The following is a 22,003-nucleotide window of genomic DNA, read 5'->3' on the forward strand; positions in this document are numbered from 1 at the left end:
AGTTAGTCTGCACAAAAGCAGGGTTTATTTCCAAAGGTATAGGTTAGGGTTACTCCCGTAAACACATACCAATCATTACTTTCTAAATTGCCATAACGTAGGGCCGCATACCGGTTGTTTTTGGGTTGACTTCCATCGAGGTTGTCAGAAAATGTGTAACGGGCACCCACTTCAAAGCCCAAAATCCAATGGTCCGCAATATTTGTTTTTATTCCTACTACCATCGGAATGGCAAGCGTTGAACTGCTCTTGTCTGTTCTTGTTTCACGATTCACAGTATACAATTCATCATAAAAAGTATACGTTAGTCCCGTGAATACATAGGGCGTAAATTGGCGGTCCATTTCATGCAGGTCAAACTCAAAAAAATTGAATTCCATTCCTACGGCCAATTCGCGCACTGAATTTTCAAAGCGATTCCCTCTACGTTGCCGTCCTGGAACATCGGAGTCCAAATCGTTGGCGCTAATTTTTCCCCAATTGAATGCGAAGCGGTAGGAATGACGCGGACTTCTGTTCCACTTATACAAAAATCCAAAAACGGGTTCGTTAGGATTGATATAATTTGTTTTACCTACCTCTCCAATGTAATTTGCTCCCCCTGCAAACACGCCAATTTCATGAATTTGCGCTTGTAATCCAGAAAAAGTCAATACCAATAACGCGATATATATTCGTTTCATCCAATGGAAAATAGCGTGCAAATATAATAATTATCAGTAGTAGATAAACATCCCTTTTGAATAATAAAAATTATATTTTACACGGTTAAACCTACTTTTTATAATTATTAACTCTTCGAAGGGTTTAACGACAAAAAAAAGAGTGTAGTGTAATAAAGATGTTAATTTCGTTTATCTTCTCCCCAAAGGAGTTTGTTGCGTAGGGTTTTTAAAAAACTTTCCTCCTGAATTTCGACCATTTTAATGCTAAAATCATTTTTCCGTATGGTTAGCACATGTTCTTTAGTCAGTGTAATCAAACGGGAATCTAAGGATACTAAAAATTGATCTTCCCTTCCCGAAACCCGTAAGCGAATGGTGGTATGGTCAGGAATGACTAAGGGTCGTGCATTGAGGTTGTGGGGCGCAATAGGGGTAATCACCCAGCATTTGGCATCGGGCGTCAGTACGGGCCCTCCGCAACTCAACGAATATCCGGTCGTTCCCGTAGGCGTGGCCACAATGAGTCCGTCGGCCCAATAGGATGTGAGATATTCATTGTCCAAATGGGTCTCAATGGTAATCATCGAAGTCGTGTCTTTTCGGCTCACCGTCACCTCGTTCATGGCGAAATTAAGCGCGGGGAATACGCTTTCGTCTGGTGTAATTTGAAGTTCCAACAAGGTGCGTTCAGAAATGGTATAGCGCCGTTCCAATACCAATTGTAAAAAAGCGTTGATATTTTCTTTTTGAACCTTGGCCAAAAATCCCAAGCGACCCGCGTTAATACCTAAAATTGGAATGCCCAAATCACGGACAAATGTGACGGCACGCAAAATTGTTCCGTCCCCGCCGATACTTATCATTAAGTCAAAACCCGATTTTAAATCTTCATATGACGAGAACGTTTTATACGATTTTTTGAGCAATTCATGTTCGTATAAAATCTTTAGAAAATCGGCCTCAATGACCAAATCAACTTGATTTTCATTCAAAAAAAGGAAAATATCACGAATGATAGGACGGGTGTCATTTTGGTAATACTGTCCAAAGATGGCGATTCTCATAAAATTAGATGTTCAGAAAGCGATCCAAATACTCAGAGCGTTCTTTCAAATTATTTAAAAACATATCATCGTGATGTTCAGAAACAATCGTGTAGTTATAACGTCTGAACGTTTGAATAATGTCATTCATAGGGCCGATGGCAATTTTGACTGTGATTTCCACTTGATCACCAACAACATCCGAGATGAAAGCCCCCAGCATTTTCGCATTATTGCTTTCTACAATTTGAGCGATCTGACTCATCGCATAATCATTCAAGCCTTTTTGTACCACAATGATTCCCCCTTGTTCTTTTAGAAAAGGCGTTTCATGGAAAAATTTGATAATATCCTCCAATTCATAATACCCTAAATAATGGTTGTTTTCATCGTCCAATACGGGGACAATATTGGTGTGATTTTTTGCAAAAACTTCCAAAACATCCAACCACATCATGCTTTTACGGGCAAAAAATCCTTCCAAAACATAACGGTAGTCCGAGAGCGGCTTGTCCATGTCAAACGTCTCAACATCGTCGGCAGCAATACAGCCAATGTAAATCCCTTCCTGGAGCACAGGGAAATTGGAAAAAGGAACTTCCAAAAAAAAGTCTTGCGCGTCAGCAACGGTTTGTAAACTGTCTAAAGCACCTTTGTCGTTGGTTATGTAATCATTGATGGCAGTCATGCGGAAAGGATATTTCATGCAAAATAATCAATTTTTTCGTTCGGGTGTGCCGATTTTAACTTGTATTTTTGCATAATTAATCCACAATTCACATGACAAAACTAAGTGTCAATATCAATAAAATTGCTACGTTGCGAAATGCACGAGGCGGAAATGTCCCCAATGTTGTTGAAGCAGCTGTTGCCATTCAGCGTTTTGGCGCACAAGGAATAACCATTCATCCAAGACCCGATGAGCGGCATATTCGCTATCAAGATGCCCGTGATTTACGCGGTGTAGTCACTACTGAATTTAATATCGAAGGGAATCCCCAACATAATTTTATTGATTTAGTACTCGAATGTCGCCCCGAGCAAGTAACCTTAGTGCCCGATGCCATTGGTGCAATTACTTCCTCAGCCGGTTGGGATACCGTGCGCCATCAATCGTATTTACAAGAAGTGATTGCTGTTTTTAAAGCACAAGGAATTCGTACTTCAATTTTTGTAGATCCCGATGTAAAAATGATTGAAGGCGCCAAAGCCACGGGTACAGATCGGATTGAATTGTATACCGAAAATTTTGCGCACCAATACGCTTTGGGGAATAAAAATGCCATTGCTCCTTATGCAGCGGCAGCGCAACGAGCTGTAGATTTGGAATTGGGGGTGAATGCAGGACACGATTTAAGTTTGGAGAACATTCGGTTTTTTAAGCAAAATATCCCCGGACTTTTAGAGGTTTCCATTGGGCACGCATTAATATCAGAAGCCTTGTATTTTGGTCTAGATAATGTAGTGAATATGTACCTTCAAAAATTGAAGTAATACTATTTTCAGTTCATAACTCATAATTCATAACTCATAATTCATAACTCATAATTCTAAAAACATGTTGTTCTCCAGGATTGAAGGTGAAGGCAAACCCTTAATTATTATTCATGGTTTCATGGGAATGTCAGACAATTGGAAGTCGTTTGCTCCTCAATATGCATCGCTGGGGTATCAAGTCCATTTGCTCGATTTACGAAACCATGGCAAAAGTTTCCATGCTGACGCGTTCAATTATGAAGTGATGATGCAAGATGTGATAGCATACGCCAACGAACATCAATTAAAACAATTAGACATAATCGGACATTCCATGGGAGGAAAGATTGCCATGTTGTTGGCTGTTCGTCATCCAGATCGGGTGCGAAAATTAATTGTAGCCGATATCGGACCCAAATATTATCCGCCGCATCATCAAGATATTTTGGCCGGACTCAATGCTGTGGATTTTTCCCTTCAACCCGATCGAACCCAAGTAGAAGAAATGCTGTTTCCCTTTATCCCTGATTTTGGTACGCGCCAATTTTTGATGAAAAATTTATACTGGAAAACCCCTGGGCAGCTTGATTTTCGTTTCAATTTAAAAGTTTTCAATGAGAAAATTGAAGAGGTAGGTGCCGCTTTGCCCGAGCACACTGTTTTTAATAATCCAACCTTATTTTTACGAGGTGGAAATTCGCGCTACATCGTAGAATCCGATTGGGAAGGTATCCAACGTCATTTCCCGCAAGCTGTGTTAGATACGATTCCCAATGTCGGGCATTGGCTTCATGCAGAAAACCCAAAAGCCTTCTTTGAGCTTACCGCACGTTTTTTGCAAACATAGAAGGGTAATTTACTGTATAAAAAAAGGCTTCCGCAGGGAAGCCTTTTTGTTTATCATCAAAAAAATTAGTTCTTGATTAATTTTTTTACTGCTAAACCTTCAGCAGAAGAAATGTTTAAGAAATAAACACCTGCATTTAAGTCACTTACGTTGATTGAAGTAGACGATGTTGCTTCAGCGTTGAAAGATTTCACAATTCTTCCATTGATGTCAGTGATCTCAACTTTATCAATCAAAATAGCGTCATCTGAAGAGATGTTCACGATGCTGTTTGATGGATTTGGATACAAATTGAATTTGTTTGCTAAGAACTCACTGTTAGATAATGTTCCAGTAACAGTGATGTTGTCTAAGAACATTACATACTGGTCATTTCCGTCATTTTGGAAAGCAATACGGAAAGACGTTCCTGCTAAACTTGCTGGAAGAGGCACTACTCTGTAATTACCTGTATTCAACTCGTTGTTGACGTCAAGCAATAATGTAGTAAAATCAGCCACAGCACTTCCACCAGTGGGAGAAATCAAAACGCGGTAGTCTTCTAAGAAGCTAGTATTTCCCAAGCTAACCGCAGCCCAATTAAGATTTAAACCAGTGGTTCCAGCTGGTACAGTGATCAAAGGCGATACAAGCCAGTCGTTAGCAACACCAACAGGATCATACCAAGAATTACTTGCAATGATGTTGCCATTCATTCCTGTAGCGGCCGTTGGGTAACCTGCATAATCTGGATTAGCACCTTGAATATCAGCAAGTGATAATACTGTCCAAGCATCCTGAACGAGGAAAGATAGCGGTTCACCACTTGTTCCGTCAGGTCCCACGGGAGTTCTGTTGTCAAGGTTGTAAAGAGTCCAGTTGCTAATTCCAGGACCGTTACCGTCCCAATTCTCTTGGAAAATTTGTGCTGATGCCATTGAACCAGCCAACAATGTTAAAGAAAGTAATAGTTTTTTCATGTATGTAAATTTATTAATTACAAGGCAAACTTAAGTAAATTAATTATTTCCCACAATTTTTTTATCTTTAAACCCAATAATTAAGTGCTAATTTTATGAAAAAACTTCTTGTGCGTGTGTTAGTTACCGCTTTGTTAGTGATGATTATCCCTTATTTTTTGAAGGGAATTGTAGTCGATGCCTTTACGACAGCCTTAACGGTAGCACTGGTTTTAGGGGTATTGAATCTTTTTGTAAAACCCATTTTCGTGCTTTTTACCTTGCCGATAACCGTGTTTAGTTTAGGGCTATTTTTGCTCGTTATCAACGGAATGATGATTATGCTTTGCGATTATTTTGTCGACGGATTTGATGTAAAAAATATCGGTTGGGCCATGCTTTTTAGTATAGTGCTTTCACTCTCGCAGTCACTTGTTTACAGGTTGACCGAACTCAAAAAATAAGACTTTAAAAATCAATAGAATAAAACTTGGACGGGTTGCAGAAAAATTATACTTTTGCAACCCGATTTTATATACTAAAAATTAGTTCCATCTCATGAATATTACAAGAAATAATGTGGACGCTTTGAATGCAGTAGTGACTGTAGAAGTGAACAAAAGCGATTATGCAGACAAAGTACAGGAAGTGTTAACCAACTACCGCAAAAATGCAAGCATCCCCGGATTCCGCAAAGGGGCTGTGCCAATGACTTTAATTCAAAAACAATACGGAAAAGCAGTATTGTTGGACGAAGTGAATAAATTGTTGCAAGAAAGTCTAAACAATTACTTGGTTGAAGAAAAATTAGACATTCTTGGAAACCCACTACCAAAAGTTACGGAAGATTTCAATTGGGATACTGACGATTTTAAATTTGAATTCGAATTGGGTCTTGCGCCCGAATTCTCCATTGATTTAGGAGCAAAAACGAGCGTTGTAAAATACAATGTAGTAGCTGACGATACCATGCTAAACGGTCAAATCGCACGCATCCAAAAACAATACGGAAAAGTAATTGCCAAAGATAAAGTGGAAGAAGGAAACGATGTAGCGGGTATCTTCGCCAACGAAGAGCGCGGCATAAACAACCGCACAACACTCGATTTGGAAGTCCTAGCCGACAAAAAAGCAGTAAAAGCAATTTTGGGTAAAAAAGTAGGCGATGTAATAACTTTAAAAACCAAAGGCCTTTTCAACGACGATCACAAATTAATGGACGTACTCAACATCAGTCACGATGACGTACACGCTTTGGATATTGAAGTTACTTTTACCATTGATGAAGTAATCGGTTATGAGCCCGCTACCTTGGATCAAGAATTGTTTGATCGATTGTTCGAACCCAAAGCCGTGACTTCAGTAGACGAACTGAAAGCGAAAATCAAAGAAGATGCCGAGCGTCAATTCGCCCAACAAGCCGACCAAAAGTTCTTGAACGATGTGACTGAGTTCTTAGTAGAATCAATCAAATTCGATTTACCCGCTGAATTCTTGAAAAAATGGATTCAAACCACCGGTGAAAACCCAATCTCTGCCGAAGAAGCAGCCACCGAATACGAGCGCTCTGAAAAAGGATTGCGTTACCAATTGATCGAAAGTAAAATCATGAAGGACAACAACCTTCAAATTACCTTCGACGAATTGAAAGACTACACCTCTGGTTTGATCAAGCAACAAATGGCACAATTCGGCCAAATGGATCCTTCCGACGAGGATGTGCAAGGCATCGTGGCCCGCGTCATGTCCAACCAAGATGAGGTACGTCGCTTGTCTGAACAAGTGATGAACCAAAAAATGTTGGATTTGTTCAAAAACAGCGTGAAAGCCAAAACCAAAGAGGTGAACTACGAAGACTTCGTGAAAGCGATGTACGGCGAGTTGAAACACTAATTCAAATAATATTGCTATATTTGAGCGTCAAAGTCTCCTCGATTTTGACGCTTTTTTTAAAATACGTTCTTACGGTTTTTTGAGCAGCATTTCCAGCTTTTGTTTCGGTACCGTTGTGCCGCTCGGTTCTTGTTTGGCTCCTCAGGCGCTTCCTTCGGTCGCACTGCGGTTCCCACAATCACACGACCGCCACTTCCGGTGACCTCCACGGCAATCCGGGCTGCAATTCCCTAAAACCGTCACTTTGGCATTTCTATGAAAAGCGGTACAACCTTTGCACTCCTTTTCGCATCTAGTAAAAAAGAATATTAATTCATTTCATCACAACCTATGAATTTCGGAAAAGAATTTAAAAAATTTGCGACGAAAAAGCACGGGGTCAACAGCCTTTACTACGACAAAATCGTAGCTGGAATGACACCCTATATTATTGAAGAACGTCAATTAAACGTTTCGCAACTCGATGTGTTCTCTCGTTTGATGATGGACCGCATCATCTTTTTGGGCACAGGCGTTGATGATTATGTGGCCAACATTATCCAAGCGCAATTGCTCTTCTTGGAAAGCGTCGATGCTTCCAAAGACATTCAAATCTATATCAACTCGCCAGGCGGTAGCGTATATGCAGGCCTTGGAATTTACGACACCATGCAATACGTCAAACCCGATGTGGCCACCATTTGTACGGGTATGGCTGCGTCTATGGGAGCCGTATTATTGTGTGCCGGTGCCGAAGGAAAACGCTCGGCCTTACCGCATTCTCGTGTCATGATTCACCAACCTTCAGGCGGAGCGCAAGGCGTAGCCACCGATATGGAAATCAACTTGAAAGAAATGTTGAAATTAAAAGACGAATTGTACCAAATTATCGCCAATCATTCGGGACAATCGTTTGACAAAGTATACAAAGACTCCGAACGTGACTACTGGATGATTGCCGATGAGGCCAAAGAATACGGTATGATCGACGAAGTATTACGCAGATAATTTTTAACAAGCTACTCAGAAACTGAGCCACAAAGCCTCAACCGCTCACGGGTACAGTTTCTAAGCAGCTCAGCAGCTTACTTATGGCTAAAGAAGTTTTAGAATGTTCTTTTTGCGGACGTAAAAAACCCGAAACGAATTTGTTGATTGCTGGGATTAGCGCGCATATTTGCGACCGCTGTATCGAGCAAGCCCACGGTATCGTTTTGGAGGAAATTCGCACTGGAGCAAGTGCCAAATCGGCAGCCGATTTGGTGTTGAAACACCCCAAAGAAATTCGTTCCTTTTTAGATCAATATGTCATTGGTCAGGAACAAACCAAAAAAGTACTTTCCGTAGCGGTCTACAACCACTACAAACGGTTAATGCAACCCCACGCCGCCGATGAAGTGGAAATCGAAAAATCCAACATTATCATGGTCGGCCAAACGGGTACAGGGAAAACCTTAGTGGCCAAAACCATTGCCCGTATGTTGGATGTGCCTCTAGCGATTGTTGATGCTACCGTATTGACAGAAGCTGGGTACGTAGGGGAAGACGTTGAAAGTATACTCACGCGGTTGCTTCAAGCCGCCGACTACGATGTGACCAAAGCCGAGCGCGGGATTGTTTTCATTGACGAAATTGATAAAATTGCACGAAAAAGCGACAATCCTTCCATCACTCGCGACGTGTCGGGTGAAGGAGTTCAACAGGCCTTACTCAAATTATTGGAAGGTACAGTGGTCAACGTTCCCCCCAAAGGCGGACGAAAACACCCCGATCAAAAATTTGTGGAGGTCAATACCCAAAATATCTTGTTTATCGCAGGCGGTGCTTTTGACGGTATCGAACGCGTGATTTCTAAACGCTTAAATCGACAAGCCGTTGGGTACAGCAACCAAAAGAAAGAAGCGGTAGATAAAGATAATTTGTTGCAATACATTATCCCTAAAGATTTAAAAGACTTTGGTTTAATTCCCGAAATCATTGGTCGTTTACCGGTCTTAACCCACATGGATCCACTCGATAAAGCAACCTTACGGGCCATTCTTACCGAACCAAAAAATGCCTTAATCAAACAGTATGAAAAATTGTTTGCGATGGATCACGTGGCTTTAACGGTGACCCATGAAGCACTCGATTATATTGTTGAAAAAGCTTTAGAATACAAATTAGGTGCCCGAGGCCTACGCTCGCTCTGTGAAGCCATTCTCACCGACGCCATGTACGAATTGCCTGGCTCCGACGAGCGAAATCTAGAAATAGATCAAGCCTATGCCGAGCATGCTTTGAATAAAAATTTACTGAAGCGATTAGAAATTGCTTCTTAAAGCAAAAAAAACCCGATCCACCGATCGGGTTTTTTATACACTAACCTCAAATTTATTTCAGTAAGCCACCTCCAGAATTTACTTTCTCCGTTTGAATATCGGTGTTTTCTTTCTGAAGTTTTAGATTACCAAAATTATACGTCAACGAAATCCGGAATACACGCGAGTCAATCTTCTCACGGAAACGGGTGTCCAAATTTTCTCCAGCCACCAAAGCATTGATGGTATTTTGATTGAATACATCCATCGCATGGAGGCCCACTTTTAATTTTTTATTCATAAACTCCTTGTGGAAGGAAATATCAAATTGCTGAATGGGTTTGGTAATGCGGTATATTTCCCAGTTCCCATTGCCCGGTAAAATGAAATAATTCATCACATTTTTTATGCCCCAAGGCAAAATAATTTGTGCCTGTGCGCCATAATTGAATAAACCTTCTGTTCCGTAAGGCAGGGAAACTCCGCGCAACTCCGACTTGATGTAATTCACATTCACAAATATGTAATTCATTTGGTCCATGTTGTTCATGCGTTTTTGAAACTCCTCTTTTCCCTTAAAAAAGTAATCCAACGGAATGGGGAAACTCGCAAAAGCACTGAAGGTTCTAAACTCCTCAAACTGGCGGAAAGTAGCATTGCTAATGGGCGTGGTGGCATTGGGATCAGCGCTGAAAACAAACAAGTTGTTGTCTTTGCTGAGGGTATAATTGGCTCCTAATTGAACAAATTGGAAGGCCGAAAATTTCAGTTCAAAGTTGTCCAAGAACGTCGGATTCAACAATGGATTTCCTTGCGACGCATTGAACTGGTCAAAATTGGAACTGTTGTTTGGATTCAGTGAGAAATAATTCGGTTGATTGATTTTTTTTGAATACGAGGCCGAAACATTCAATTGATCCGTGAAGGCATAAAGGGCACTTACATTGGGGAAAAGATTTCGATTGGTGAACGTTACTTTCTGCGCTAAAGTGTTCGTCAAACGGTCAATATGGAAGTTTTCGTAGCGTAAACCAGCGGTCAGACTCAATTTTTTAAACTGTTGGCGCGCTTCCACATAAAAGGCCAAATTGTCTTCGCGATAGTCGAAGGTGATCACGTTGGGGGTCACGCTATTTAAAAAGTAGTTTCCATTTTGAACCACCGACAAATAATTGTATTTACCTCCCGTTGAAAGGGTCAACTTCCATTCGGGAATAGGAAAGACAAAATCGTACTTCAAATAATGATTGTTTAAATGGAAAACCGAATTACTCGAATTAGAAAATGTATTCGACGTGGCTAAATCAAAGGCCGATGCCGACGAAATTGGTTTTTGATCCAAGAAATTAGAATAGGCTGTAACATCAAACGAAGACCCAATCGTGTCTAATTTTTGTTTAAACTGCAAACTCAATTCGTGATTGTAGCTTTTTTTTTTAGACAACCCCTCGTTGCGGTAATCGATGTTGTCTCCCAACGTGCTGTTTTCGAAACGACTGCGCTCATTGGCCGCATTTACATTGTAATTGAACAATAAGTTAGAACGTTCATTAAAGCGGTAATTCGTTCCTCCGCGAAAATAGAAATTGCGGTAAATATTGACCCCAAAATTTTCCTGGTCCAAAAATTTATCGGGCGTAAAAGCAGTAAAAGTTTGGGTGATACGACGGCGATTTTCTCCTTCAATATAGTTATACCCCGTCATGGTTTGCCAACTCAATTTACCTGATTTTCCGTTCACCAGCACTTGTGGACTCGGTTTTTGGTATTTGTTGAAGTTGTAATTGATATTAAAACTCGCATTAATTCCCGCTTTGCGTTTCGCAGTGGTCACAATATTTATAATTGAACCACTCGCATTGGCATCATAAGAAGCGCCAGGATTGTATATCAATTCTACTTTTTCAATCGCATTGGCGGGCAGTGAACTCAGGTAATTTTGCAAATCGGTTCCCGCCAAAGAAGTAGGTGCTCCATCGATAAAAATACGAACGCCCCGACCGTTTAGCGAAATTTCTCCCGTTGGCGAAGTAATCACACCGGGTAATTTTTTGATGGCATCCAAACTACTGCCGCTCCTTAACATCGGGTTATCTTTGATGGAGACCGTCGTTTTATCGGATTCGACTTTAATGTACTTACGTTTTTGCGCAATAGTTACCTCGTCAAGTGTAGTTACATTGCTTTTGATCGAATCGTTGGCTTGGCTTTTTTCGGGGTTGTTTGGTTGTTGCGCAAAGGAGCTAAAGCCTACTAGTAGCAGTAGGGTGAAATAAGTTGATTTCATGATTGTGATTGATTGATTGATGATGACAACTAAGACTCTTGTGTCGTAAATTTGTTACACCGCAATCACAAAAAAAGTTATGAAGGAAGTTTTGCCTTTGAGGAGGGTGCCGATGGAACGTCAATGGTCACACAACGACGGCCATAACATTTCATCCGTTTTGGACCACAGGCCGCAAAACATACTGCCAAAACGAGTAGCATTATTTTTCTCATAAGAAATGTGGTGTTTGTTGTAATCCCAAAAGTTGCTCCAAATAATCCCGTTGGTTGGATAATCGTGGAATTTTGTTTTGTCCCCCCAATTTATTGCGTTCTTTTAGCCAATCGTAGAATAAATTCTCCCGGGCGACATTCACTTTCAACGGGTTTAAGGTCATATTGTTGTAGCGTTTGGCTTCGTAATCAGAATTTAATGATTGCAAGGTTTCGTCCAAAAGCTTAGCAAAGGCCTCAATCGACTCGGGTTTTTGGGCAAATTCGATCATCCATTCATGGGCGCCCTTTTCTTTGTCTTGCATAAAAATAGGAGCCACGGTATAATCTTTAATCTCACATTGCAACTGTTTACAGGTTTCGGCCAAAGCGCGATCGGTATTTTCCACCATCAATTCTTCGCCAAACACATTGATGAAATGTTTGGTGCGACCCGAAACGCGAATTCGATAAGGATTCAGTGACGTAAAACGTACGGTATCGCCAATCATATAGCGCCATAAGCCCGAGTTGGTAGTGATAACCACGGCATAGTTTTTATCGCGTTCTACCTCGGCCAACCGAACGACTTTTTGTTCCGAAGTGCCAAAAGTGTCCATCGGGATGAATTCATAAAAAATACCGTAGTCCAACATCAACAATAAATCACTGGAAAAATTTTGATCTTGAATGGCAAAAAAACCTTCGCTGGCATTGTAAATTTCGTAGTACTTAAATTCAGCTTTCGGTATAATTTTTTGGTATTGTTCACGATACGGTTCAAAACTAACCCCGCCGTGAAAATAAACTTCCAAATTGGGCCAAAGTTCCAATAAATTCGTTTTTCCTTCTTCGTGCAACATGCGGTTAATCAACACAAGCATCCACGAGGGAACTCCGGCGAAACTTGTGACATTTTCATTTTTGGTTTCTTGGATGATGGCTGCCAATTTGGTTTCCCATTCGCTCATCAACGAAGTTTTATTACTTGGAGTGCTACTAAATTCGGCCCAAAGCGGCATGTTTTCAATGAGAATCGCCGACAGGTCTCCAAAATACGTATTGTTGTTGGCATAGATTTGCGAACTGCCTCCAAGGCGTAAACTTTTTCCCAAAAACAACTCCGATTCGGGATTATTATGCAAGTACATGGCCAATAAATCTTTACTGCCTTTAAAATGACAATCTTCTAAGGCTTCGTTACTTACGGGGATAAATTTACTTTTGGCATTAGTCGTTCCGCTCGATTTGGCAAACCACTTAATCGGAGAATGCCAAAAAATGTTTTGATACCCTTTGCGGGTTTCTTCAATCATCGGTTCCAAATCCTCATAGCTGGATACCGGCACCCGATCAATGAAGGTTTGGTAACTTTTAACCGATGCAAAATCATATTTTTTACCAATCACCGTTTCCTCACAATTCCGGATGAGGTTCAATAACAAATCTTCTTGAACTTCATTGGGGTATTTTAAAAACAACTCAATTTGGTGAATTCGCTGTTTCAACACCCAAGAGGCGATGGAATTGATAATGGGAAATGGCATAAAAAATGGTTTTAAATCACTGTGTTTTAGCCGGAGACAAAAACGATTTCATTTTTAGGTAACCGGCACAATGAGGTGATTTGTATAGCTAGTTAAAAGTACAAAAAAATATGCTTTTGTGATCAAAGAAATGGTGAAAAAGAACAAATTTTATTCCCAAAACATTGTACTTCTTTTATCTTTACGTACAAATAATCTAAAAGCAATTCATAATGGCTTACGAAGGTGTATTAACCAAAATGCAAACCGAATTTCAAGATCCCATTCAATATTATTTGGTTTTTGAAAACAGTTTTTTACACATGAACCAACTTTTGGGCAAGCCTCTCGCAATACACCATACGGGCTACCAATGTTTGCATTGTGGGAAAGCCAAGAAAATTTTTAGACAAGGATTTTGTTACGATTGTTTTATGCAAAGTCCATCGGCAGGCGATTGGATCATGAAGCCCGAATTGAGTACAGCCCATTTGGATATTGAAGACCGGGATTTGGCGTATGAAAAACGAATCCAATTACAACCCCACATTGTTTATTTGGCCCTTTCGAGTGAGGTCAAAGTGGGTGTTACCCGCAAATCGCAAGTACCTACACGCTGGATTGATCAAGGAGCAGTTCAAGCACTTCCCATAGTAGAGGTGCCTAATCGCTATTTGGCAGGAATTACCGAAGTAGCGTTGAAACAGTATTTCGCCGATAAAACCAATTGGCAAAAGATGCTTAAAAACGAAGTACCTGCCGCCGATTTGCCCCACATGCTGACCACATTAGCCGAAAAACTCCCAGAAGAAGTGCGTCCTTATTTTGATCTAAATGCCAACAAGATATGGGAATTGCACTATCCCGTGCTACAATACCCTTCCAAAGTGGTAAGCCTTAATTTGGACAAGTCGCCTTTTTATGATGGAAAACTGGTAGGTGTTAAAGGGCAATATTTGATTTTTGAAGATCAAACGGTGTTTAATGTGCGCACCTATGAAGGCTATGCGGTAAAAATAGAAGTATAAAAAAACGACCAAGGTGATCTTGGCCGTTGTATTAAACTAATTTGTTTGTATAAAATTAAATGCGCTCTAACTCTATTTCTTTTTACCTAACAACCCTTTTAACAAATCTCCGGCCTTATTTTTTACCGCTTCTTTTGAAGAGGCTTTGGCAGTGTCCCCAGGTTTTGTATTTCGATCGATAATTCGTCCTATTTCGTTTTTCGTTTTGTCGACCAATTTATTCTTTTGTTGTTGCGCCAATCGGTTGGCGAGCGTGGTCGTGGCTGCTTTTAAATCGGTGGTTACTCTGGGGTTAGTAAAATTTCCTGCAATAGTCGCATTGATAGGAAGTGTGCCCAACGCATTGATTTCTGCTGGAGAAAGTTTTGCCAAAAGCGCATTGGCCTCGCGTCCTAAATATTTTGCAGGAACATCAAAGGTCAAACCATAGCGCATGGTTTGGTCAAAACCGTGTGAACCATTGACGCTTACTTTAATATCTTGGTAGTTGATGTCAAACGGTTTTATCGTGACGCGACCATTCTCAAAATGAAGGGCCGTTTTGAGGTTGTTTAAATTCAGTTTGTTTAAATCAATGAATTTGAGTTGCCCATCCAATGCTTGTAAGAGTTTGGAATTGCTCGAATTCACAGTAGTTGACAACAATTGCCCCATCAAATCGCCGCTGAGACTTTTCAAATCAGGCGTCATTTCGGTAGCGTTTAAGGATCCTTTCAATTGCACTGAGGAATTGAATTTTCCATTAATAACGCCTGCAATTGGAGCCACTTTTTTAAACATTTCGAGTTGGGTAAAGGTTTGTGCAATGTCTACTTGGTTTAACCCCAAGTCCATCGCAAAAGTGGGCACTTTCGTTTGCGTTGAAACATCACCATTAAAGGTAATTTGCCCTCCGAAAATGTTTGTTTTTACATTCTCCAGCGTTATTTTTTGATCTTTAATAATTAATTTTCCTGCACAGTTTTTCAACGTTAAATTATCATACAATACCGTATTGGCTTTGGCAGTGAGTGTACAATCTAAGAAGGCTGGAATTTTAAGCGGTTCTTTGTTTTTTGCAGTCTCGCTTTGGGCCGCTTTTTCGGTAGTCATAAAATCACTTACTGCAATTTGATTGGAGGTCAGGGTAAAGTTCCCTTCCAAGTTTTGGTTGCGGAAGAGGTAGCCGTAAAAATTTTCCAGTACACCACTCACGCCCAAATCACTTTTTCCTGTTTTTGCTTTAAATTCTTTCAATACAACACGACTCGGATTGAAAGCAACCAATACTTTACTGATGTCCATTGTTTTACCGCTTTCATCGGTATAGCGAAATCCAGTAAGGTCAATTTCCCCTGCGTTTTTGATACGCGCATAGTCACTTTTTTCCACGGCGGCCATGTCAAATTCAGTGCTCACATCAGCTTTGATAATACCCGACAAAGGTTTATCAACGGCAATAGGGTAGGCCTTTGAAAAATTGGCTAAGTTGACTACACCTTTTAATTGGGCATTCACTAAGGCATTTTCAGCAATGTTTTTGATGGTGGCTTTGGCATCAAATACATCTTGGTCTACCGCAAACGACAATCGATTGATGTTGACATACGTGTCGTTGACTTGCCCTGTTTCATTTATAATTTTGGTGTCTATATGAATGTTTTTAATCGCTTTGGGCAAGTTGGGATATTGAAATGAAGCATTGTTTGAGACGATGGCGACCGAAAATCGGGGAATCGATATGTCCGTTAATTGTCCTTTGGCAAATCCTTTGATACTACACTGCCCCACTGTTTTTACATTATCTATGTTACTTCGGTAAGCGGCAGGAATCAACCCGAGGAAATTTTTAAAGTCGGAAGTGGGCGTTTCAAACGTCAGGTCATATACTTGGGCTTTTTCCAAAAGCTGTATAAATCCATTGAATTTTAGGGGTAAATCGTTGATTTTGGCTTCGTTCTTTTTAAAGCTGTATTTGCTTTGTTTCAAATCCAAACCCAAAATGGCATCCAAGCTCACGGGAATGTCGCGCATATAATTGGCTTTGTCCATCGTAAACGAAACTTTGGTGGATGTGTGGGTATCTAAATCCAAGACGTCATTGCTAAAATCGCCTACACCAGTATGTTGGATGCTGTCGAGGACCACCTTCATGTTTGAGGCTTGATCGGTAAAACGAAAGCGGTAATTTTCAATTTCATAGGATTTAATTTTAAAAGACAGCGGTTTGTTTTCTTCGGCAGCTCCTTTTTCATCTGGTTTTTTTAACGCAATATCATAGTTGCCAATACCTTCTTTGTTGAGAATAACATTGATGAGTCCATTTTTTGTCGCAATGGCATCGACTTGCATGGGTTCGGTTTCATCATTGAACAATTCCATGACCGACAATTTCAATGCTAAGGATTCAAAAGCTACCAAGGTATCGCCCTCGAAAGGCGCTTTATTGATGATCGCCATTTTCTCGATACTTACCGTTGCTTTTGGGAAATTTCGAAAAAGACTTACTTCGGCATCGGCAAAAGAGACCTTAGCATTGACACTTTCGTTGAGTGCTTTTTCAATACGGGCTTTAATTTGATCTTTGAAAAAATACGGAATTGCAAAAGCCGCTATAAGGAGTACTCCCAACGTGATTCCGGTAATTTTGGCGATTTTCTTCAACATAATAAGTGGTTTTAAAGGGATTGGCAAAAATCTTGCCTAAAACGAGATAAAACAAAAATAATCTTTTCTAACGGAGTCTATCGTAAGGGAAATGCTAAAAAAAATAAAAAAAACCGCCTGAAGTTAGGCGGTTTATAGATTATTGAATTTCGAGTTCGTAGGGAACGCGTGCCATGACGCCTCGTTGACGAGCCAGCACTTGAATGCGTTGGAATACGGCATAATTTTCAGCCCCCATGGTTTCTTTTAACAACGATTCCCGACTTTGAATGAGTCCCATTTCTTCAAAAAAGGCAAAGACTTCGCGTTCGTATTCTGGAAATTCTTGGGTGCGGTATTTTTTAATTTTAGCCAATTTGGCGGCTTCTGCAAGGGCTTCTTCCATCCCGCCAATAGCATCGACCAAACCAATTTTAATCGCATCTGCTCCGCTCCATACGCGTCCTTGGCCAATAGCGTCTACTTGTGCAGGGGTTAATTTTCGTCCGTCGGCAACTCGTTTGACAAAGGTAGCATATACGCGTTCTACCCCTTCCTGGGTCACGGCTCGGAAACTTTCATCCATAGGGCGAAACGGACTATACCCGTGGGCTTGTGCGTTGGTTTGTACCTGGTCAACCGTAAGACCGATGCGTTGGCTTAATTCGGCAAAATTGGGAATCACCCCAAAAACGCCAATCGATCCTGTAATGGTCGTTTCTTCGGCAAAGATTTTATTCGCATTACAAGCAATGTAATACCCTCCTGAAGCAGCATAATTCCCCATCGAAACGACAACGGGTTTTATCTTTTTAGTAAGTTCAATTTCACGCCAAATCAAGTCCGAAGTCAAAGCATTCCCCCCGGGACTGTCTACGCGTAACACGATCGCTTTTACATCTTCATCGCGACGAGCGGCGCGAATAGCTCTGCGCATGGCACCATCACCAATGATATTGACGTCGCCTTCCCCTTCTGCAATTTCTCCTTGCGCATAAATCACAGCAATTTTATCGGAACTTTCCAAATCCATCGCCGCTGTTGCATTGGCTTCAGCATAATCAACAATCGAAACCGTATTGTATCCCGTATCTTTTTCAACATCCAGCGCTTTACGAATGACATCATGGTAATGGTCTTCGTAAGTAATGCCATCAATTAATCGGCTGGCTTTGGCCATTTCTGGAGTTCGGGCACCTAAATTATTTGCGATAGCATTCAATTGTTCAACCGAGAGTTTACGACTGGCACTAATGTCTTTCAGCATAGATGACCAAAGCGATTGAATCAATTGATTGGTTTGTTCACGGTTGGCCTCACTCATTTTTTCCTCCAAAAAGGGTTCCACAGCACTTTTGTATTTCCCATGGCGAATTACTTCCATCTTTACACCCGATTTTTCTTGCATGTTTTTAAAGAACATCACTTCAGCTGAAAGTCCTTTAAAATCCAATTCTCCCACCGGATTGATATATACTTTATCGGCAACAGAAGCCAAGTAATAGTCTTTTTGCGAATATACGTCGGCATAGGCGTATACGAATTTCCCTGATTTTTTAAAATCGGTAAGGGCATCCCGCAGTGCTTTGGTTTGTGCCATGCCCAGGGCTGAATTGGAATTAATAATCGAAATTCCTTTGATATCCGCATCGCCTTTTGCATACGATAACGCATGGATAATATCCATCAACCCATCATGGTTTTCGGTATATTGTCCGATATCGGTGAAGTTGATTTTCCCGGCATAATCGAGAGAAACTTTGGATAAATCCAGTTCGATGACTGAATTTGATTCCACCGCTACGGTTTCTTCATCCCCCCCAAACAGGGCTGCAATAATGATGAGACCGAAAAACGAAATCATAAAAAACAGAAACAGTCCCACTAAGGTGGCCAACACATTACTTAAAAATCGCATAACTTTTTTTTCTAATTAGTTGTCAAAGTATTGAAAATGTTACGTTTTGTTTTCTTTAATTTTTAAAGAAATAGTTATCAACACAGACGGCAAAAATAAGGTAAACTGACTAACTTTTACTTATTTTGCGCTCCATGAATGCTCAACACACCCTTGTCATCGCTTTAGGAACCAATATGGGGAACAAACCCGAAAATTTGGTGCAATGTGTGGCGCAAATCCATCAGGAGATTGCCACGGTTGTCGCTATTTCCTCTATGTATGAAAGTGATTCTTGGGGATTTGAAAGCGCCTCTTTTTTCAATTGTGTGCTTGTGGCGCATTCGTATAAATCGCCTCAAAAATTATTGAAAGCATTTCAACGGTTGGAGCAAACGATGGGACGAAAGGCAAAATCAACCTCGGGGTATCAAGACCGCATCATCGATATTGATATAATCAGTTACGATGAGGAGTGTTTCACTTCGGAAACCTTGACCTTGCCCCATCCGCATTTGACGGATCGTTTGTTTGTATTGCGCCCTTTGCAGGAAGTGCTCCCGTATTGGAAAGACCCACGCACGGGAATCTCGGTAACGGCTTTACTTAATGCATGCAAAGACAAAGGAGGATGCGAGCGGGTGGGTTCGATGCCTCAACCCCTAGCAAAAATTACCTTAGACAAGTTTAACTACATTGCCATCGAAGGGAATATCGGTGCTGGGAAAACCACGTTGGCTTCCAAAATTGCAGAGGATTTTAATGGGAAAACGGTCTATGAACGCTTTGCCGATAACCCGTTTTTACCTAAATTTTACAAAGACCAAAGTCGGTATGCTTTTCCGTTAGAAATGTCGTTTTTGGCCGATCGCTATCAACAAATTTCCGACGACCTTTCGCAATTTGATTTGTTCAAAGATTTTATCGTAGCCGATTACCACATTTTCAAGTCGCTTATTTTTGCCAAGGTAACTCTAGCCGATGACGAATATCGATTGTACAAAACCCTTTTTGACATCATTTACAAGGAAATGCCCAAGCCCGACTTGTACATTTATTTGTATCAAAATACGGCCCGTTTGTTGGCGAATATCCGTAAACGTGGGCGCAGTTATGAGCAAGAAATTCCCGCCGATTATTTGGAACGAATCAATGGTGGGTACTTGGATTTTATCAAAACACAACAAGGCCTTAATGTATTGGTCATCGATGTTTCTGAGCTGGATTTTGTAAAACATCAATCGGACTATGTTTTTATTCTCGATAAAATTCAAGAAAGTTTATCGCTTTAAACTAAAATGACCCAAATGAGGCGCAGCGGATTCATCAGCTTGAAAGCGAAACCAATAATCATCCGCAGGGGCCAGCTGCCCATTGAAAAGACCATCCCAAGTGGGCGTGTTGGCGTTTAAGACTTTTAATATTCTTCCAAAACGATCAAAAATAACAATAGAAGTTTGGGCATTCCATACAATGCCTTTCGGAGTCCACTGATCGTTGATACCATCACCATTAGGGGTGAAAAAGGAGCTAAAAAAAGTGGCATTAAAAGGATAGACTACCAATCCACAGCCGTGAATTTCACGAACCGTTGCTACATAATTTCCTCCGGTAGGTAACGTAAAAAATGGAGTCTCTTGAAAATTCAAACCGTCAATGCTGTATTCATAATCGCCGGGATTGACCGTGAATACGCTAACTTCTAGGCCATTAACCAAAACCGAAGCAATTTGAGGAACAAAGTAGGTGTTGACGGTAAAGGTTTTGCTGTCCGTGCACCCTTCAGGAGTCGTTACCGTAACCGTGTAGGTTCCTGCTTGTGAAACGGTAATCGCATTGGAAGTACTTCCATTAGACCACACATACGCTCCATTGGGAAATGACACACTAAGGGTACCTGTTTGATTTTCACACCATTCTAAGATTTCGTCATTCCCCAAGTCGGGACTCGGAAACAAGGGTATGGAAATAGGGATTCGTCCAGAGCGACAGCCGTTGTTGTCGGCCTCTACATAATATATGATTGCATTAGTTAGTGGTGGCGTTGAAAATGTTGCACCCGTAGCCAAAGCAATTGTCGTGGTAGGGTCGTCATACCAGCGAAGAATCCCAGCCGTAGTGGTGGCGCTCAAAAGTTGCGAATTTCCAGCACAGGCCGTAGTTGTGGGTCCAACCGTGACAATGGGAACATCTCGTATCAAAGCAATCAAAGGCGTTCGGGGGGTGTTGGGACAATCAACCAAAGCAGCAAAATACAACGTTGTTGACGCTAAAACTGGGGTGGTAAATGACGGTCCTGAAGCAATAGGTGTTCCCCCAACCGCACTCGTATACCAGGCAATCGGATTTCCAGAAGCATTGACCGAAAGGGTTACACTTCCTGAGCCACAAGATTCTCCTTCGGTGATACTAATGATTTGTACCATATATACCGAGGTGCTCGTTGATAATTGCAGTATTGGATCATTGGGCATCCCACCAAACTCAACAATATACCCTTGCGGTTTATAGGGTCCGCTCGCTTCTCCAGTATTGGATAAATCATTCCAAGAGCCCGGAATTCCAACCCCTGGTGCAGTGATGTGTGCATAATCCTCGTTTCCCATATTGTTGGGTTCCCCTGAATTCCAAAACGCATACGAGAGTAAAGTGCCCATTTCAGGTCCCGACATCCAGCGCCATTGTCCCTCGATTTGTTGGTCGCTTGCGCCAATCCAGCCTGTGCCTGAAGCTTGATTCCCTGCAAATGTTGCCTCGTCGGCTGAGGTGAGCGTAGCCAAATACCCTTGTAACCCAAAATAATTACTGGCCGCAGTCAACGCTAGTGCATCGCTCCATGTAATCCCCACATTGGGTACAAAAAGGTAATAATGCCCCGTAGCGGGTAGATAATTCGCATCGCCCACTGCAATGGCGAAGGTTCGTGTTCCTGTGGGCTCAGGGTGGTTACTTTGATACACAACCCCTAAAATGGCGGCTTGTAATTCGGCGTATGTAGGTTGACTCGTAATTCCGGTAAGGGTTAGTTTTCCCGCAGCAGCATCCCATGAGCTACTGATGTTCGGGTGAACTCCCGTGAGCATTAAAATATCTTGCCCTACAATATAACCTCCCGAAATTTGCACCGTCACTTGTTGGGTTCCCGTATCATCCGGGTCGATAAATGACATGGAGGTAGCAATAGGAAGGGCTGTACCGGGGCAATAGGCTTGATTACCTGTGGCTTGTAATATCGGAGCAACATTGGATGTTTGCGCCCCAAGGGTACAACTTAAAAACAAAAAAAGTACGAGTAGGCGACTCAT

The 22,003-nt window shown here is 41.3% G+C and carries 18 protein-coding genes; 8 read left to right on the forward strand and 10 right to left on the reverse strand.

Annotation, left to right across the window (positions count from 1 at the left end):
- Window positions 1-2: 2 nt before the first annotated feature.
- From porG to ABWO12_RS02455, 3 genes are all read right to left on the reverse strand, one after another.
- Window positions 3-683, reverse strand: a complete 681-nt coding sequence (gene porG, locus ABWO12_RS02445; RefSeq protein ID WP_298203819.1) for a type IX secretion system protein PorG — start codon at window positions 681-683, stop codon at window positions 3-5.
- A gap of 161 nt (window positions 684-844) precedes the next feature.
- Window positions 845-1,729: an NAD kinase gene (locus ABWO12_RS02450; protein WP_353086912.1), complete on the reverse strand. Its 885-nt coding sequence runs from the start codon at window positions 1,727-1,729 to the stop codon at window positions 845-847.
- A 4-nt stretch (window positions 1,730-1,733) separates the two neighbouring features.
- A complete protein-coding gene (locus ABWO12_RS02455) occupies window positions 1,734-2,396 on the reverse strand; it encodes a CBS domain-containing protein (RefSeq protein WP_353086994.1) in 663 nt (220 codons plus the stop codon).
- Between the two features lie 92 nt (window positions 2,397-2,488).
- On the opposite strand from ABWO12_RS02455, the gene ABWO12_RS02460 reads away from it, so the two are divergent.
- Both ABWO12_RS02460 and ABWO12_RS02465 read left to right on the forward strand, forming a co-directional pair.
- Entirely contained in the window at window positions 2,489-3,202 is a 714-nt protein-coding gene (locus ABWO12_RS02460; RefSeq protein WP_353086914.1) for a pyridoxine 5'-phosphate synthase, read from the forward strand.
- A gap of 64 nt (window positions 3,203-3,266) precedes the next feature.
- On the forward strand, window positions 3,267-4,031 hold the full coding sequence (locus tag ABWO12_RS02465; RefSeq protein ID WP_353086916.1) for an alpha/beta fold hydrolase: 765 nt from the start codon (window positions 3,267-3,269) through the stop codon (window positions 4,029-4,031).
- A gap of 65 nt (window positions 4,032-4,096) precedes the next feature.
- Here ABWO12_RS02465 and ABWO12_RS02470 read toward each other — a convergent pair whose 3' ends face one another.
- Window positions 4,097-4,990, reverse strand: a complete 894-nt coding sequence (locus ABWO12_RS02470; protein ID WP_353086918.1) for a T9SS-dependent choice-of-anchor J family protein — start codon at window positions 4,988-4,990, stop codon at window positions 4,097-4,099.
- Window positions 4,991-5,085: 95 nt separating this feature from the next.
- Between ABWO12_RS02470 and ABWO12_RS02475 the strand changes: the two genes are divergently transcribed.
- From ABWO12_RS02475 to clpX, 4 genes are all read left to right on the forward strand, one after another.
- The gene (locus tag ABWO12_RS02475; RefSeq protein WP_073363414.1) at window positions 5,086-5,433 is read left to right on the forward strand and encodes a phage holin family protein; all 348 of its coding nucleotides are present in this window, start codon (window positions 5,086-5,088) and stop codon (window positions 5,431-5,433) included.
- 94 nt (window positions 5,434-5,527) lie between these two features.
- Window positions 5,528-6,862 carry a trigger factor gene (gene tig, locus ABWO12_RS02480; RefSeq protein ID WP_353086920.1) on the forward strand — a complete coding sequence of 445 codons (1,335 nt, stop codon included), beginning with the start codon at window positions 5,528-5,530 and terminating at the stop codon, window positions 6,860-6,862.
- Between the two features lie 330 nt (window positions 6,863-7,192).
- Complete coding sequence (gene clpP / locus ABWO12_RS02485; RefSeq protein ID WP_353086922.1) at window positions 7,193-7,849, forward strand: ATP-dependent Clp endopeptidase proteolytic subunit ClpP; 657 nt, start codon at window positions 7,193-7,195, stop codon at window positions 7,847-7,849.
- An 83-nt stretch (window positions 7,850-7,932) separates the two neighbouring features.
- On the forward strand, window positions 7,933-9,162 hold the full coding sequence (clpX, locus tag ABWO12_RS02490) for an ATP-dependent Clp protease ATP-binding subunit ClpX (RefSeq protein WP_353086924.1): 1,230 nt from the start codon (window positions 7,933-7,935) through the stop codon (window positions 9,160-9,162).
- A gap of 52 nt (window positions 9,163-9,214) precedes the next feature.
- On the opposite strand, the gene ABWO12_RS02495 is transcribed toward clpX, so the two are convergent.
- The 3 genes from ABWO12_RS02495 to ABWO12_RS02505 form a co-directional block, all read right to left on the reverse strand.
- Window positions 9,215-11,428, reverse strand: coding sequence for a TonB-dependent receptor domain-containing protein (locus ABWO12_RS02495; RefSeq protein ID WP_353086926.1), 2,214 nt, complete (start codon window positions 11,426-11,428; stop codon window positions 9,215-9,217).
- A gap of 77 nt (window positions 11,429-11,505) precedes the next feature.
- Entirely contained in the window at window positions 11,506-11,643 is a 138-nt protein-coding gene (locus tag ABWO12_RS02500) for a hypothetical protein (RefSeq protein ID WP_353086928.1), read from the reverse strand.
- Window positions 11,640-13,169: a GH3 auxin-responsive promoter family protein gene (locus ABWO12_RS02505; RefSeq protein WP_353086930.1), complete on the reverse strand. Its 1,530-nt coding sequence runs from the start codon at window positions 13,167-13,169 to the stop codon at window positions 11,640-11,642. The genes ABWO12_RS02500 and ABWO12_RS02505 overlap by 4 nt, the downstream gene beginning before the upstream one ends.
- A gap of 212 nt (window positions 13,170-13,381) precedes the next feature.
- Here ABWO12_RS02505 and ABWO12_RS02510 point away from each other — a divergent pair, with 212 nt between their 5' ends.
- Complete coding sequence (locus ABWO12_RS02510) at window positions 13,382-14,176, forward strand: DUF2797 domain-containing protein (RefSeq protein ID WP_353086931.1); 795 nt, start codon at window positions 13,382-13,384, stop codon at window positions 14,174-14,176.
- 72 nt (window positions 14,177-14,248) lie between these two features.
- Here ABWO12_RS02510 and ABWO12_RS02515 read toward each other — a convergent pair whose 3' ends face one another.
- Window positions 14,249-16,822: an AsmA family protein gene (locus tag ABWO12_RS02515; protein ID WP_353086933.1), complete on the reverse strand. Its 2,574-nt coding sequence runs from the start codon at window positions 16,820-16,822 to the stop codon at window positions 14,249-14,251.
- A gap of 139 nt (window positions 16,823-16,961) precedes the next feature.
- Entirely contained in the window at window positions 16,962-18,719 is a 1,758-nt protein-coding gene (gene sppA / locus ABWO12_RS02520; protein ID WP_353086935.1) for a signal peptide peptidase SppA, read from the reverse strand.
- 134 nt (window positions 18,720-18,853) lie between these two features.
- Between sppA and folK the strand changes: the two genes are divergently transcribed.
- Window positions 18,854-19,990 (forward strand): 2-amino-4-hydroxy-6-hydroxymethyldihydropteridine diphosphokinase, encoded by a 1,137-nt coding sequence (folK, locus tag ABWO12_RS02525; RefSeq protein ID WP_353086937.1) that lies wholly within the window; start codon window positions 18,854-18,856, stop codon window positions 19,988-19,990.
- Here the strand turns inward: folK and ABWO12_RS02530 are convergent.
- Window positions 19,979-22,003, reverse strand: coding sequence for an Ig-like domain-containing protein (locus ABWO12_RS02530; RefSeq protein WP_353086939.1), 2,025 nt, complete (start codon window positions 22,001-22,003; stop codon window positions 19,979-19,981). The genes folK and ABWO12_RS02530 overlap by 12 nt on opposite strands.

The organism is Flavobacterium sp., from assembly GCF_040379285.1.
GTDB lineage: Bacteria > Bacteroidota > Bacteroidia > Flavobacteriales > Flavobacteriaceae > Flavobacterium.

Excerpts from the sequence above, each read along its gene's own strand:
- porG (WP_298203819.1), bottom strand. The coding sequence starts at position 683 with ATGAAACGAATATATATCGCGTTATTGGTATTGACTTTTTCTGGATTA.
- ABWO12_RS02450 (WP_353086912.1), bottom strand. The coding sequence starts at position 1,729 with ATGAGAATCGCCATCTTTGGACAGTATTACCAAAATGACACCCGTCCT.
- ABWO12_RS02455 (WP_353086994.1), bottom strand. The coding sequence starts at position 2,396 with ATGACTGCCATCAATGATTACATAACCAACGACAAAGGTGCTTTAGAC.
- ABWO12_RS02460 (WP_353086914.1), top strand. The coding sequence starts at position 2,489 with ATGACAAAACTAAGTGTCAATATCAATAAAATTGCTACGTTGCGAAAT.
- ABWO12_RS02465 (WP_353086916.1), top strand. The coding sequence starts at position 3,267 with ATGTTGTTCTCCAGGATTGAAGGTGAAGGCAAACCCTTAATTATTATT.
- ABWO12_RS02470 (WP_353086918.1), bottom strand. The coding sequence starts at position 4,990 with ATGAAAAAACTATTACTTTCTTTAACATTGTTGGCTGGTTCAATGGCA.
- ABWO12_RS02475 (WP_073363414.1), top strand. The coding sequence starts at position 5,086 with ATGAAAAAACTTCTTGTGCGTGTGTTAGTTACCGCTTTGTTAGTGATG.
- tig (WP_353086920.1), top strand. The coding sequence starts at position 5,528 with ATGAATATTACAAGAAATAATGTGGACGCTTTGAATGCAGTAGTGACT.
- clpP (WP_353086922.1), top strand. The coding sequence starts at position 7,193 with ATGAATTTCGGAAAAGAATTTAAAAAATTTGCGACGAAAAAGCACGGG.
- clpX (WP_353086924.1), top strand. The coding sequence starts at position 7,933 with ATGGCTAAAGAAGTTTTAGAATGTTCTTTTTGCGGACGTAAAAAACCC.
- ABWO12_RS02495 (WP_353086926.1), bottom strand. The coding sequence starts at position 11,428 with ATGAAATCAACTTATTTCACCCTACTGCTACTAGTAGGCTTTAGCTCC.
- ABWO12_RS02500 (WP_353086928.1), bottom strand. The coding sequence starts at position 11,643 with ATGAGAAAAATAATGCTACTCGTTTTGGCAGTATGTTTTGCGGCCTGT.
- ABWO12_RS02505 (WP_353086930.1), bottom strand. The coding sequence starts at position 13,169 with ATGCCATTTCCCATTATCAATTCCATCGCCTCTTGGGTGTTGAAACAG.
- ABWO12_RS02510 (WP_353086931.1), top strand. The coding sequence starts at position 13,382 with ATGGCTTACGAAGGTGTATTAACCAAAATGCAAACCGAATTTCAAGAT.
- ABWO12_RS02515 (WP_353086933.1), bottom strand. The coding sequence starts at position 16,822 with ATGTTGAAGAAAATCGCCAAAATTACCGGAATCACGTTGGGAGTACTC.
- sppA (WP_353086935.1), bottom strand. The coding sequence starts at position 18,719 with ATGCGATTTTTAAGTAATGTGTTGGCCACCTTAGTGGGACTGTTTCTG.
- folK (WP_353086937.1), top strand. The coding sequence starts at position 18,854 with ATGAATGCTCAACACACCCTTGTCATCGCTTTAGGAACCAATATGGGG.
- ABWO12_RS02530 (WP_353086939.1), bottom strand. The coding sequence starts at position 22,003 with ATGAGTCGCCTACTCGTACTTTTTTTGTTTTTAAGTTGTACCCTTGGG.